Here is a 13568-nt window from a genome sequence, read left to right as displayed (position 1 = left end):
GCGTGCAGAGGCTTGCAGCTCTGCCGATGTCACGGGCAGGCTGCCAGGCCATCTCCAAGTAGCGCGATCACGCTTACGGACACCGATGGATTCGACCCGCCACATTGCCCTCGTCGAGCAGCTGCAGGTGGAGCTGGAGCGGCACCCCCTTCGCTACCGCGTCAAGCTCGTGCTGCTCAGCCTTGCAGGGTTTGCCGCTGTGCTCAGCCCGCTGCTGCTGGCCACGCTGTGTCTCGGCGCAACGGTCGTGCGCGTCAGGGCGCAGGGCTTGGCCTCGCTCGCGGACGGCTGGGCGCTGATCGTTCTGGCGCTCGGTCTGCTGGCGCTGCGGGCGCTGTGGCTACGCATTCCGCCGCCCATCGGCCATCTGCTGCAGCGCGAGGAGGCGCCGCGGCTGCGCTCGATGGTGGAGGACCTGCGGGTGGCGGCAGGGGCGCCGCGTCTCGCCGGTATCGTCATCACCGATGAGCTGAACGCGGCGGTGGTCAGCCTGCCGCGGGTGCTGGGCCTGCCCTGGAGCCGACACTACCTGCTGCTGGGACTGCCGCTGATGCAGCAGCTGGAAGCGGACGCACTGCGCGCGGTGATCGCCCATGAACTCGGCCACTTCCACGGCGGCCGCGGCCGCTTGGCAGGCTGGATCTATCGGCTGCGCCAGACCTGGGGCGATGTGCACTTTGCCCTGAACACGCAGCGGATGATCTCCGCCCTGCCCGTCGTGATTTTCCTGGCCTGGTACGAGCCCTACTTCGAGGCCTACAGCTTCGTGCTGGCGCGCGAGGATGAGAAAGTGGCTGACGCCTGCGCGCTGCGCCTGGCAGGCCCGCAGGCGGCGGGCGAAGCGCTGCTGCTGATCGCGCTGGCCGCGTCGCGCTGGCAGCGCAGGTTCCTGCCCGCCCTGGAGCGGCTGAATCGGCGGCGGCCCGAGCCGATCGACGACTACTTCGAGGAAATGCGGCGCCAGCTCAGCCCGACCCCGGAGGATGCCGACGAACTCCCTCGGCTGCTGCGCGAGGCCGTCGGCCCGCGCGAGACCCACCCCTCGCTGCGGGAACGCTTGCGCGCTGCAGGCATCGAACCGCCGGCGCAGCTGCCCCCGAGCGTGCGTCGGCCTGCCAGCGGACTGCTCGACGCACTCGAAGGGCGGCTGATGCGGGAGTGGTCCAACGAGCGCAAGGCGCGGGCAGCCGAGGACTGGAGGGCCGGTTTCGAACAGGCGGAAGAGGAACGCCGGCGCCTGCAGGCGCTTGAGGCCAGGATCGCTGACGGCGAAGTGCTGAGCGAGGCCGAGTTCGGCGAGCGCGAGCGCCTGCGGTGGATAGAGAACGACGGTCGCGGCGAACTGGATCCTCTGCTTGCCGCGGCGGAACGCAGCCCTGAGGACGCGCTGCTGCGCCTGACCCTGGGGCGCGCCCTGCAGGAACGCGAGGATCCGCGCTGCCTGGATCATCTGCAGGCGGCCTTGCAGCTGGATCCCAACCTCGGCTTCGAAGCGTTGCCCCTGCTGGAGTCCTTCCATTTGCGTCGTGGCGATGCGGCCGCAGCGCGGGCCCTGCAGACCGAGTTCGAAGCCTTTGGTGCACAGCTCCAGCAGGACGCCAGGGCCCGGACCGGGCTCCAGGCCGGCGACGTGCTGCAGCCGCATGGCCTTGAGGACGACGCGCTGACCCGCCTGCTCGGGCAGCTGCGCGAAGACCGGCGGATCAAGCGCGTCTGGCTGGTGCGCAAGGAGCTGCCACAGCGGCTGGGGCCGCCACATTTCGTGCTGGTCGTCGACTGGCGCTGGTTCCGGCTGCTGCCGGAGAACGCGCTGCAGGCCCTGGCGCAGCGTCTGCAGCTTCCCGGCACGCTGAGCGTGTACGACTACGACCAGATGCCGGCGGGTCTGTCGCGGATCGTGGTGAAGACGGCCGGGCCGCCCGTCTACCGGCGCTCGGATACCGGTGGGTAGACCGGGCAGGTCCACGACGGACCTGGTCACGACCCTCCGGTACAATCGGCCGCCCCCAAACAAGAACATGCCCCGGACCCGCCCATGAGCAGCGACAGCACCTGGTACTACGAAAATTTCGAACCGCTGGGTTCCTCCATCGGGTTCCGGGTGACCAAGAAGCTCGACGAGGTGCAGTCGCCGTTCCAGAAGATCGAGATCTTCGAGACCACCGACTGGGGCAATCTGATGCTGATCGACGGCGCGGTGATGCTGACCACCCGCGACAACTTCCTGTACCACGAGATGATGTCGCACCCCGTGCTGTTCACCCACAGCAACCCGAAGCGCGTGGTGATCATCGGCGGCGGCGACTGCGGCACCCTGCGCGAAGTGCTGAAGCACAAGGAAGTCGAGTCGGCCGTGCAGTGCGATATCGACGAGCAGGTGACGCGCATGGCGGAGAAATACTTCCCCGAGCTGTGCGATTCGAATGCCGATGCGCGCGCCCACCTGATGTGGGACGACGGCATCAAGTACATGAAGGAAGCCGCGCCCGAGAGCGTGGACATCGTCATCGTCGACTCGACCGACCCGGTCGGCCCGGCGGAAGGCCTGTTCAACGAAGCCTTCTACGTGTCCTGTCTCAAGGCCCTGCGCCCGGGCGGCATGCTGGTGCAGCAGTCGGAGTCGCCGCTCGGCCACATCGGCCTGATCAAGGCCATGCGCCATCACCTGATGGCCGCCGGCTTCGCTGACGTGAAGACCCTGCCCTTCCCGCAGCCCTGCTACCCGACCGGCTGGTGGAGCTGCACGATGGCGCGCAAGGGCGGCGAGATCGCCGGTTTCCGCGAGCGCGGCGCGCAGAGCAAGACTTTCAAGACCCGCTACTACAACGTCGACATCCACCGCGCCGCCCTGGTGCTGCCGGAGTTCATGCGTGAGGCGCTGGGCGAGTAATCCGCAGGCGGACGCGTTGGCGGTGCTTTCATGAAGCGCCGTCTCGCCGGCTTTGTGCTGGCCGTGCTCGCCACCGCGGCGCTCTCCAGCCTCATCCAGACCCTGCGCGTGCACGCGGGGCTCGCCGCGATGGGCGTGGAGATTCCCTTGGGTTTGCGCCTGTCAGCGATTGGCCACGACCTCATCGGCTTCGCGCCGACCTATGCGGCGATCGTGGCGGGCGGGTTCTTGATTGCGTTCCTTGCGGCGGGCTTGATCCGCCGCTACGCGAAACGCCTGGGCCCCTGGCTGCACGCGCTGGCCGGCGGTGCGGCGATCCTGACCGCGCTGCTGACGATGGAAGCCCTGCTCGGCATGAGCGTGATCGCCGGCGCGCGCGGGGCAGTGGGCATCGCCCTGTTCACCCTCGCCGGCGTGCTCGGCGGCGCCCTGTTCGCAAGGATCGGCGCGCGGCGCTGAGGGCTGCGCGGCGGCTCGGGTCTTCAGAGCCCCATAGGGTGGGTCTTGACCCACCGATCTCCTGCACCGCCGACCTCATGCACACCGATCTCTTGCACCCGCCTGCCTCGTGCGGGCACCCACCTCGCGCCCCGCCGGCGGCATGCGCACGCCTGGGCCAAGCGCTCGATGCGCTCAGAAATCAGGCAAGCCCGCTCACCGCGAAGCCGGTGGGTCAAGACCCACCCTATGGACGCGACGGCGAAACGCTGAGGTGCGGCGTGCGAGAGCCCCATAGGGTGGGTCTTGACCCACCGGCCTCGTGCACGACCGGCCTGATGCGCACGCTTGGGCGAGGCGCTCGATGCGCTCGGACGTCGGGCAAGGGCACTCACTGGGGAAGCCGGTGGGTCAAGACCCACCCAATGAACGTGGCGGGGACGGTCGAGCGGCATTCGGTCACCGGCAGGGATGACCGGTGCGAACGCCGAGCCCACGGTGGGCCAGGGCCCACCCTATGGGCGCAGGGCCTGCAGCAGCTTCTGCCCGGCGCGACCGTCCGCCTCCCAGCCCAGTCGCTCCTGCTCCGCCCGGATCGCTGCGCGCGAGCGCGTACCGAGACGGCCGTCGACTTCGCCGATGTCGTGGCCGCGGGCAATCAGCCGGGTTTGCAGCTCGCGACGCTCGGCGCGTGAGAGGCCGGGGTCGTCGGTGGGCCACGCACGGGCAAACCCTTCGCCGCCGCGGATGCGGTCGGCCAGATGCGCGATCGCCAGCGCGTAGCTTTCGGCGGCGTTGTAGCTGTGCAGCGCCTCGAAGTTGCGGAAGACCAGAAAGGCCGGGCCCTCCACGCCGGCCGGCAGCAGAAGGCCTGCGCTGCGCTCGGCGGGCGTGCCTGCATCGACCAGCGCGCTGCCGTCGACGCGACGCAGGCCGCGCGTCTGCCAGGTCGCGAGTGGCGCCCTGGCCTTGCGGCCACCGCTCGGCGTGAAGCCCTCGGGCAGCTGCACCTCGATGCCCCAGGCCTGGCGGCTGCGCCAGCCGGCGCGCTTCAAGTAATTCGCGGTCGAGGCCAGGGCATCGTCGACGCTGTCGACCAGATCGCGGCGGCCGTTGCCGTCGAAATCGACGGCGAGACGCGCATAGGTCGAGGGCATGAACTGGGTCTGCCCGAAGGCGCCCGCCCAGGAGCCCAGCAGCGGACGCTCGGCGCTGGGCGCGAGATCGCCTTCATCGATCAGCTTGAGCAGATGGATCAGCTCGCTGCGGAAGAAGGGCTGGCGCCGCCCGGCGCAGGACAGCGCCAGCAGCGCGCTGCGCAGCTCACGGCTGCCGGTGGCCTGGCCGTAGTCGCTCTCCACACCCCACACCGCCAGCACGTAGGCGCGGTCGACGCCGTACTCGGCCTCGATGCGGTCCAGCAGGGCCGCGTGCTGCTGCAGCTGGCGGCGTCCCTCATCGACCCGTTCGTCGTCGACCAGGGCAGCCAGGTAGTCCCAGATCGGGGTGACGAACTCGGGCTGGGCGTCGAGCAGGGGCAGCACGCTGGCATCCGGCTGCACCTCGGCCATCAGCGCATCGAAGCGCGCCGCAGAGAGTCCTGAATCGGCAGCGCGGGTGCGAAGCTCGGGCAGGCAGGTGCGGGTGTCGATGGCCGGCGGGGCCGCGGGCTCTTCGGTCGCGTTGGCGAGGCCGGAGCTGAGGGCAAGCAGAAGGGCCGCGGCGCGCGCGCGGCGTGTGGCAGAGGTAGGCATGCGCGCAAGCCTGCCAAGCGGCGCATGAATCGCAAAGCAACTTTGGGAGCGGAGAGCGCCTCAGCCTCTGCGATCCGGTGCGAGAGCTGCTGAAGACGCCTGAATCCGTTGACTAGCGCGCTTGCAGGAACCTGTCTGCAGGCGACCGCAGCCTGCGCGCTGCCCCCACCCTGCGGGTCGCGAGCAAGCTCGCTCCTACCTACAGCAGGGATTCGGGATTCGGAGAGCGTCCCACGGCGACAACCATGGGCGATCCCTGCTTGTTGTAGGAGCCTGCTCGCAGGCGACCGCAGCCTGCGCGCTGCCCCCACCCTGCAGGTCGCGAGCAAGCTCGCTCCTACCTACAGCCGGGATTCGGGATTCGGGATTCGGGATTCGTAAAGCGTCCCACGGCGACTACCAAGGGCGATCCCTGCTCTGTGTGGGCGCCTGCTCGCAGGCGACCGCAGACTGCCTTCTACCAGGGAATCTCGCTGCCGTCGTAGGCCAGGAAGCGCCCACTGTCGGCGGCGCTGCGGGCTTCGATGACCTGCAGCAGCAGGGTGGCCGACTGTTCGGGTGTGAACAGCTTGCCGGCAGGAACGCGCGCCTTGAAGGGCGCCGACAGCGGCGTATCGACAGTGCCCGGATGCAGCTGCAGCACGGCCAGCTTCGGGTGGCTGCGCTTCAACTCCACCGCGAGCGTGCGCATCAGCTGGTTCTGTGCGGCCTTGGCCGCGCGGTAGCTGTACCAGCCGCCCAGGGCGTTGTCGGCGATCGAGCCCACCCGCGCCGACAGGCTGGCGATCACGCCGGGCAGCTTCGCGTCGAACAGCGGCAGCAGCGCCTGCGCCAGCAGGATCGGCGCGAAAGCATTGAGTGCGAAGCTGCGCTGAAGGGCGTCCGCGCTGAGCTGGGCCAGCGATTTCTCCGGCTGCAGGCCCTCGGCGTGCAGCAGGCCGGCGGCGTTGAAGACGAGATGCAGACTGCCCAGCTGCGCGCGAACGGTGTCGGCCAGCGTCTGCCGATCGGCCTGCTGCGTGAGATCGGCATCGACGCGGAGGATGCGGTCACCGTGCGCAGCCGCCAGCTCGGCCAGCGCGGTCGCGGCGCTGGCATGGCGCGCCACGGCGACCACGCGGGCGACGTCGGATCGCTGCAGCAGCGCGGTGACGGCAGCGAGGCCTATGCCGCTGCTGGCGCCCGTGACCAGCGCATGGGCGGGCGAATCGAGGCCGGCGATCAGAGCCATGGGAACACTCGCGCAGTGGGAAAGGCGCGGCAGTGTTCACGGCGCGGACTGAAGGCCGCGCGAGGGCGTCAGGCCGGGGCGTCGCGACGCGCCGCGAGCAGCTGTTCCAGCGGCTGCGGCCGGGCAAACAGATAGCCCTGGCCGCGCAGGCAGCCGAGCTGCTGCAGACGACGGCGCTGGGATTCGGTTTCGATGCCCTCGGCCACCACTTCGAGGTCCAGCGAGCTGGCCATGGCGAGGATGGCCGAGACGATGGCTTCGCCGCTGCCGCCGGCGTCCTGCTGCAGCGGGGTGACGAAGCTGCGGTCGATCTTGAGCATCTGCAGCGGAAACTGGTGCAGATAGCTCAGCGAGGAATAGCCGGTGCCGAAATCGTCCAGCGCGGTCTGCACGCCGCGCGCATGCAGCCGCTCCAGCGCGGCGCGCACGCGCTCGGGGTTGCGCAGCAGGGTGCCCTCGGTGAGTTCGATGTGGACGCGGGTGGGCGACAGGCGCTGGGCTTCGATCAGCGCGACCAGACGGTCGGCGAAGTCCTCGCTGGCGAAATGGCGGGGCGAGACGTTGAGGGTGACGAAGCCCGCATCGGCGCCCAGCGCGTAGAGCCCGCGGCAGGCGCGCTCGAACAGCTGCCAGTCGATCGCCTCGATCATGCCGCTGTCTTCGGCCACGTGCAGGAACTCGGCGGGCCCGAGCAGGCCCCGCAGCGGATGGCGCCAGCGCAGCAGGGCCTCGTAGCCCACGGCGCGCCCGCTGGCGAGGTCGACGATGGCCTGGAAGTGCGGCTCGAACTCGCAGCGCAGCAGGGCCTGGCGCAGGTCGAGCTCCAAGGCCAGCTGGGCCTTCGAGGCCAGCTCCAGGCCCTCCTCGAAGTACTGGAAGCGGTTGCGGCCGGCGGCCTTGGCCCGGTACATCGCGGTGTCGGCGGTGCGCAGCAGGTCTTCGCCGCTGGTGGTGTCGGCGCTTCCCAGTGCGATGCCGATGCTCACCGAGGGCTGCACGCTGCTTTCAGGCAGGGCGATCGGCGCGGCCATGGCCTCGATCACCCGCTGTGCGACCAGCGTCGGCGTCTCCGGATCCTGGAAGTCTTCGAGCAGGATCGCGAACTCGTCCCCGCTCAAGCGCGCCACCACGTCGTTCTCGCGCACGCAGGCGAGAAAGCGCCGCGACACTTCGATCAGCACGGCGTCGCCCGCTGAATGGCCAAGGCTGTCGTTGATGACCTTGAAGCGGTCGATGTCGAGGTACAGCAGGGCGAAGGTCTGACCCGGGTGGCGGCGAATGCGGCCCAGCACGCGCTGCAGGCGATCGCGCAGGTAGCCACGGTTGGGCAAACCGGTGAGCGCGTCGTGCAGCACCTGATGTTCGAGCTGGGCCTGGATGGCCTCGCGCGCCTGGATCTGCTCGCGCAGCTCGCGGGTGCGCTGCTCGACGCGCTGTTCGAGCAGCTGGTGCGAGGCGCGCAGGTCGGCGGCGGCGCGGCGACGCTCCAGGCTGGAGGCGATGTGGTACGACACGAAGGCCAGCAGGCTCTGGTCCTGGCCGCCATAGGTCACTTCGCTGCGATAGCTCTGCACCACCACGGCACCGATGACCCGATGCGCGCCGATCAGCGGCACGCCCAGCCAGGACAGCGCCACCGCACCTTTGACCTCGCACTCGCCCGCAGCCACCAGCGCCTCGATGCCACCGAGATCGGCGAGCAGCGGCGCACCCTTGCGGATCACGTACTCGGTGATGCTGTTGCCCATCGGCCGCGAGTCGGGCACGCCCGGCGTCTCGTCGACGAAGTAAGGGAAGTGCAGGGTGTTGCCGTCGTCCGAGACCAGGGCGATATAGAAGTTTTGCGCCGGGATCAGGCTGCCGACGATCGCATGCAGCGCCGCGCAGAACTGGTCGGTATCGATGTCCTTGCCGGCGATCTCGGCGATCCGGTACAGGGCGGCCTGCAGGCGCTCGCCGCGCTCGCGCTCGCGGACTTCGTTGATCAAGCCCAGATTGGCCTGGGCCAGCTCGTCGGTGCGCGCGGCGACCAGGGCTTCCAGTTCAGCGCGCGAGCGGCGGCGCTCCAGCGCGGTCAAGATGTGGCTGCCGACATAGCCCAGCAGAGCCTGGTCGGCGGCGCTGAAATGGATGGCCTCGGTGTAGGTCTGCACCGCCAGCATGCCGCGCACCCGCCCGTTGGCGGTCATTGGCACGCCCAGCCAGCTGTGTGGTTCGCTGCCGTAGCGGCGCAGGGGGCCCTGCACCTGGGTCTCGATCTCGTCGAGGCTGCCGCGCAGCGGGTGCCCGCTGGTCAGGACATGCCAGGTGAGGCGGTGGCGGTAGTGCTCCAGCGGCTTCGGCTGATACAGCTCGACCGCCAGCGATTCGTCGTTGGCGTCGGCGAAGTAGATGAACTCCACGGCCTGCTGGTCGGCATCGAACTGGGCGATGTAGAAGTTCTCGGCGTACATCAGGCTGGCGACGATGCCGTGCAGACCGCGCAGCATGGCGGCGCGATCCTGCTCTTCGGCGGCCATCTCGGTGATCGCGAACAGCGCCCGCTGCACGCGTTCGGTGTGTTCGAGCTGGCGCAGGCTGTCGTGCAGCAGGGCGATCTCGATCAGCTCCTGCAGGCGCGCCGACAGCAGCGGGCCCAGCACCTCAGGCGGCCAGCCGCTGAGGCTGGGCTGCGGCCCCGGGGCCGACAGCAGAACCACGGCGCCGCCGCCGGAATGCGCCGCGAGCAGGGTCGCCTGGCGTTGGCCGTTTGGCGCGAGCTGTACGCCGTCGGCGGCCATCAGGGCGGCCTCGGCCAGCGCCAGCTCCAGGCCCTCGGCGCCGGCGGGGGTGGCGCTGATCGCCTCGGGCCAGCGCAGGGCATGCAGCATGCGCGGCGGCGCTGCACCGGGTTCGAGCGGCAGCAGGGCGAGCAGACGGCGGGCGAACTCTTCCAGGCTGGGTGCCGACAGCAGCTGCACCAGGGCCGCCGCGGCATCGGCGGGCGGCGTGCTGGCAGCGGCGGGTCGCAGAGGCGCGGAAGAGAACGGCATGGCTGGGCCAAGATGTCCCTGGATCGGGTGGTCGTGCTGCCTTGCAAGATCAACGCCAGCGGCGGCTGTCGCGCTGCCGCTTCCGCGCTGCGGCGGCGCTGCGGCGACGGGTCAGCGGGCGCCCTTGCCGAACAGCACCACTTCGAAGGTCTGCAGCAGCACCAGCAGGTCGAACATCAGGCTGTGGTTCTTCACGTAGTACAGGTCGTATTTGAGCTTTTCGTCGGCGTCCTTGACGGAGGCGCCGTACGCATAGCGCAGCTGCGCCCAACCGGTGATGCCCGGCTTCACCGTGTGGCGCAGCGCGTAGTAGGGGATTTCGGCCGACAGCTGCTCGACGAAGGCCGGGCGCTCGGGCCGCGGGCCGACAAAGCTCATTTCGCCGCGCAGCACGTTGATGACCTGCGGCAGCTCGTCGATGCGCAGCTTGCGGATGATCCGGCCGACGCGGGTGATGCGGTCGTCGTCGGTCTGCGCCCAGCGGGCCACGCCGTCTTTCTCGGCGTCCTCGCGCATGCTGCGGAACTTCAGCACCTGGAACACCTGGCCGCCCTGCCCCACCCGCGCCTGGCGGTAGATGATCGTGCCGCGGAAGCCGCTCTCGATGCGGATCAGCAGGGCGGTCAGCAGCATCAGCGGCGAGGCCAGCAGCAGCAGCAGGCTGGATACGCCGACATCGAAGGCACGCTTGCTGGCCATGCGCAGGGCGCCGGCATCGAAGCCGCTGGAGAACACCAGCCAGGAGGGATTGAGCACGTTCATCTTGACCTTGCCGCTCTCGTGCTCGAAGAAGGTGCCGACCTCGGTGACGACGATTCCGCGCAGCCGGGCCTGGATCAGCGCATCCATCGGCAGGATGCCGCGGCGCTCGTCGACGGCGATCACGATCTCGTCGACATCGTGCTCGCGCAGCACGCCCAGCAGACCGGGTGCGGGGTCGAGCCGCAGCGCCTCCGGCACCGCGTCGGCGTCGCCTGGCATCGGCAGATAGCCGACGATCTGGAAGGTCCGCTGGTCGGAAAGCCGGCGCAGCCGGGTCGCGATCAGCGCCGCCTTGTCGCCCACACCGAGCACCAGCACCCGCCGGCGCAGGGCATCGGCGCCGACGGACTTCAGCGCGTAGTAGCGGGTCAGCATGATCGAGACCAGGCCAAGCAGCATGGCGATCAACATCACGCCGCGGCCGATCGGGCTGAGCGGCAGCAGGTACTGCAGCGCGATCAGGAACAGCCCGCCGGCGACGAAGGCGACCGCAGCGCGCACGATGTGTCCGCTCAGGCCCTCGCGGCTCTGCGAGATGTACATGCCGAGCGCGGTCATCGCCAGCACATGCACAGTGGCGAACAGCAGGGCGCGCGGCAGGATGTCGCCGAACACGCGGTCGAGCAGCTGGGTGTCACCCAGAAAGCGCAGAATGGCGGCCGCGTAGAAAACCAGTACGAGCACGCTGAACTCGACCAGGGCCAGAATCAGGACCCAGCGGCGTGCGGGATGGAAGGCATCGGTGATGGAACGCATGGTGGTGGGCTTGAGCGATGTGCTCAGTCAGTCGTGAAGACTGATAAACTGTGAGCCACATCACACTGGATGGCAAGACCATGACGTTTGCTCGATCGGCGGATGAAGCTTCCCTGCGGCTCGCGGTGATTGGCCTGGGCTATGTCGGCCTGCCCCTGGCGGTGGAGTTCGGCCGCCAGCTCGACACCCTTGGCTTCGATATCAATCCGGCCCGCGTCGACGAGCTGCGCGCCGGGCGCGACCACACGCTGGAAGTGTCTGGCGAAGAGCTCGCCGCGGCGCGGCGGCTGGGGTTCTCGACCGATCCGCAGGCGTTGCGCAGCTGCAACGTGTTCGTGGTGACGGTACCGACCCCGATCGACGAGGCCAAGCGGCCGGATTTCGGGCCGCTGATCGGCGCCAGCGAAACCGTCGGTCGTGCCCTGAAGGCAGGCGACGTGGTGGTCTTCGAATCCACCGTGTACCCGGGCGCCACCGAAGAAGTCTGCGTGCCGGTGATGGAGCGCCTGTCGGGCCTCACTTACAACGTCGATTTCTTCTGCGGCTACAGCCCCGAGCGCATCAACCCCGGCGACCGCGCGCACCGTCTGCCCGACATCATCAAGGTCACCTCGGGATCGACGCCGGAAGTGGCCGATTTCGTCGATGCCCTGTACGGGCGCATCATCCGCGCCGGCACCCACAAGGCCAGCAGCATCCGCGTGGCCGAAGCCGCCAAAGTGATCGAGAACACCCAGCGCGATCTCAACATCGCGCTGATCAACGAGCTGGCGCAGATCTTCCACCGGCTCGGCATCGACACCCACGAGGTGCTGGCCGCGGCGGGCACCAAGTGGAACTTCCTGCCGTTCCGGCCGGGCCTGGTGGGCGGCCACTGCATCGGCGTCGACCCCTACTACCTCACCCACAAGGCGCAGGAGATCGGCCACCACCCCGATGTGATCCTGGCCGGCCGGCGCATCAACGACGGCATGGGCGCCTATGTCGCCCAGCGCGTGGTGCGGCTGATGGCGCGTCGGCGCCTGCCCCTGGTCGATGCGCGCGTGCTGGTGCTGGGGCTGGCCTTCAAGGAGAACTGCCCCGACCTGCGCAACACCCGGGTGATCGACGTGATCGACGCGCTCGCCGACTACGGCCTGAAAGTCGATGTGCACGACCCCTGGGTCGATGGCGGCGAAGCCCGCCACGAATACGGCCTCGATCTGGTCGATACCCCGGCGCCGACGCTCTACGACGCCATCGTGCTGGCCGTGGGCCACCGCGAGTTCGCGGCGCTGGGCGCCAGCGGCATCCGCGCCTACGGCAAGCCGGGCTCGGTGCTGTTCGATGTGAAGAGCCTGCTGCCGCGGGATGCGGTGGATGAGAGGCTTTGAGGCTTTGAGGCCGGGATTCGGGATTGGGGATTGGGGATTGGCCCGACGGTTGGAAGGGCGGTGCGGACTTGAGACTGTGGCTTGGTCGACCGCAATCGCAGTCGGCCTGGCAAGCGCCCGACGGGCATCGCCATTCATCGGACGGAAAACGAAGCCCGTGCGCCGGCATTCGGCGGCCCCAAGCGCCCTTCGGACAAATCCCGAATCCCCAATCCCCAATCCCGGCTCTTACTGTGATCTGAAACACACTTTCACCCCAGCCGCTGCTATCCTGCGCCGCAAGGCGTGAACTGCATTCCACTTCTGCGAGCCCCGCTTCATGCGCGTACTGGTCACCGGCGCCGCCGGCTTCATCGGTTCCACCCTCAGCCACCGCCTGCTCGACCGCGGCGATGAGGTGCTGGGCTACGACAATCTCAACGACTACTACGACGTCCGCTTGAAGGAAGCCCGGCTGGCTCGGCTCACCCCGCGCGCGGGCTTCTCCTTCCTCAAGGCTTCGCTGGAGGATCGCGCGGCGATGGAGCAGGCCTTCGCGGGTTTTCGCCCGCAGCGGGTGGTGCACCTCGCCGCCCAGGCCGGCGTGCGCTATTCGCTGGAGAACCCGCGCGCCTACATCGACGCCAACATCGTCGGCTTCATCAACATGCTCGAGTGCTGCCGCCACGCTGGCGTCGAGCACCTGGTCTACGCCAGCTCCAGCTCGGTCTACGGCGCCAACCGCAAGCTGCCGTTCGCGGTCGAGGACAGCGTCGATCATCCGGTCAGCCTGTACGCGGCGACCAAGAAGTCGAACGAGCTGATGGCGCACACCTACAGCCATCTGTTCGCCCTGCCGACCACCGGCCTGCGCTTCTTCACCGTCTACGGGCCCTGGGGCCGGCCGGACATGGCCCTGTTCCTGTTCACCCGCAAGATCCTCGCCGGCGAGCCGATCGACGTCTTCAACTTCGGTCAGCACACCCGCGATTTCACCTACATCGACGACATCGTCGAGGGCGTGATCCGCACGCTCGACCGCGTGCCCGGGCCGGATCCGGCCTTCGACCCGCTGCTGCCCTCGCCGGCCAGCTCCAGCGCGCCCTACCGCGTCTACAACATCGGCAACCACCGGCCGGTGCAGCTGTCGCGCTACATCGAGCTGATCGAGCAGGCGCTGGACCGCACCGCCGAGAAGCGCCTGTTGCCGCTGCAGCCGGGCGATGTGCCCGATACCGAAGCGGACGTCGAGGCGCTGATGCGCGATACCGGCTACAGCCCGGAAACCCCGGTGGAACTCGGCATCCAGCGCTTCGTCGCCTGGTATCGCGACTTCTACCGGGTCTGATCACG

The 13568-nt window shown here is 69.0% G+C and carries 9 protein-coding genes; 5 read left to right on the top strand and 4 right to left on the bottom strand.

The features are described 5' to 3' along the window. Positions 1 to 85 precede the first annotated feature (85 nt). The 3 genes from H4O13_15790 (at position 86) to H4O13_15780 (ending at position 3349) form a co-directional block, all read left to right on the top strand. Positions 86 to 1951 (top strand): M48 family metallopeptidase, encoded by a 1866-nt coding sequence (locus H4O13_15790; protein MBE5316854.1) that lies wholly within the window; start codon positions 86 to 88, stop codon positions 1949 to 1951. 84 nt (positions 1952 to 2035) lie between these two features. Then, positions 2036 to 2890, top strand: coding sequence for a polyamine aminopropyltransferase (gene speE, locus H4O13_15785; GenBank protein MBE5316853.1), 855 nt, complete (start codon positions 2036 to 2038; stop codon positions 2888 to 2890). Positions 2891 to 2920: 30 nt separating this feature from the next. Then, positions 2921 to 3349, top strand: a complete 429-nt coding sequence (locus H4O13_15780) for a hypothetical protein (GenBank protein MBE5316852.1) — start codon at positions 2921 to 2923, stop codon at positions 3347 to 3349. A 494-nt stretch (positions 3350 to 3843) separates the two neighbouring features. Here the strand turns inward: H4O13_15780 and H4O13_15775 are convergent, their stop codons facing one another. The 4 genes from H4O13_15775 to H4O13_15760 form a co-directional block, all read right to left on the bottom strand. After that, the gene (locus H4O13_15775; GenBank protein ID MBE5316851.1) at positions 3844 to 5082 is read right to left on the bottom strand and encodes a lytic murein transglycosylase; all 1239 of its coding nucleotides are present in this window, start codon (positions 5080 to 5082) and stop codon (positions 3844 to 3846) included. A gap of 457 nt (positions 5083 to 5539) precedes the next feature. Further along, on the bottom strand, positions 5540 to 6313 hold the full coding sequence (locus tag H4O13_15770) for an SDR family NAD(P)-dependent oxidoreductase (GenBank protein MBE5316850.1): 774 nt from the start codon (positions 6311 to 6313) through the stop codon (positions 5540 to 5542). 68 nt (positions 6314 to 6381) lie between these two features. Then, the gene (locus tag H4O13_15765) at positions 6382 to 9345 is read right to left on the bottom strand and encodes an EAL domain-containing protein (GenBank protein ID MBE5316849.1); all 2964 of its coding nucleotides are present in this window, start codon (positions 9343 to 9345) and stop codon (positions 6382 to 6384) included. Positions 9346 to 9456: 111 nt separating this feature from the next. After that, entirely contained in the window at positions 9457 to 10863 is a 1407-nt protein-coding gene (locus H4O13_15760; protein MBE5316848.1) for a TIGR03013 family PEP-CTERM/XrtA system glycosyltransferase, read from the bottom strand. Positions 10864 to 10943: 80 nt separating this feature from the next. Between H4O13_15760 and H4O13_15755 the strand changes: the two genes are divergently transcribed. Together H4O13_15755 and H4O13_15750 are read left to right on the top strand one after the other, a co-directional pair. Next, a complete protein-coding gene (locus H4O13_15755; GenBank protein ID MBE5316847.1) occupies positions 10944 to 12236 on the top strand; it encodes a nucleotide sugar dehydrogenase in 1293 nt (430 codons plus the stop codon). Between the two features lie 319 nt (positions 12237 to 12555). Further along, positions 12556 to 13563, top strand: a complete 1008-nt coding sequence (locus H4O13_15750; GenBank protein MBE5316846.1) for an NAD-dependent epimerase — start codon at positions 12556 to 12558, stop codon at positions 13561 to 13563. The last annotated feature ends 5 nt before the right edge of the window (positions 13564 to 13568 follow it).

The organism is Lysobacterales bacterium (assembly GCA_014946745.1).
Lineage (GTDB): Bacteria > Pseudomonadota > Gammaproteobacteria > Xanthomonadales > Xanthomonadaceae > Aquimonas.
The sequence above is the reverse complement of the archived record's forward strand: the minus strand, read 5'-3'. Positions and strand labels throughout refer to the sequence as shown.

Excerpts from the sequence above, each read along its gene's own strand:
- H4O13_15770 (MBE5316850.1), bottom strand. The coding sequence starts at position 6,313 with ATGGCTCTGATCGCCGGCCTCGATTCGCCCGCCCATGCGCTGGTCACG.
- H4O13_15750 (MBE5316846.1), top strand. The coding sequence starts at position 12,556 with ATGCGCGTACTGGTCACCGGCGCCGCCGGCTTCATCGGTTCCACCCTC.
- H4O13_15765 (MBE5316849.1), bottom strand. The coding sequence starts at position 9,345 with ATGCCGTTCTCTTCCGCGCCTCTGCGACCCGCCGCTGCCAGCACGCCG.
- H4O13_15755 (MBE5316847.1), top strand. The coding sequence starts at position 10,944 with ATGACGTTTGCTCGATCGGCGGATGAAGCTTCCCTGCGGCTCGCGGTG.
- H4O13_15775 (MBE5316851.1), bottom strand. The coding sequence starts at position 5,082 with ATGCCTACCTCTGCCACACGCCGCGCGCGCGCCGCGGCCCTTCTGCTT.
- H4O13_15780 (MBE5316852.1), top strand. The coding sequence starts at position 2,921 with ATGAAGCGCCGTCTCGCCGGCTTTGTGCTGGCCGTGCTCGCCACCGCG.
- speE (MBE5316853.1), top strand. The coding sequence starts at position 2,036 with ATGAGCAGCGACAGCACCTGGTACTACGAAAATTTCGAACCGCTGGGT.
- H4O13_15760 (MBE5316848.1), bottom strand. The coding sequence starts at position 10,863 with ATGCGTTCCATCACCGATGCCTTCCATCCCGCACGCCGCTGGGTCCTG.
- H4O13_15790 (MBE5316854.1), top strand. The coding sequence starts at position 86 with ATGGATTCGACCCGCCACATTGCCCTCGTCGAGCAGCTGCAGGTGGAG.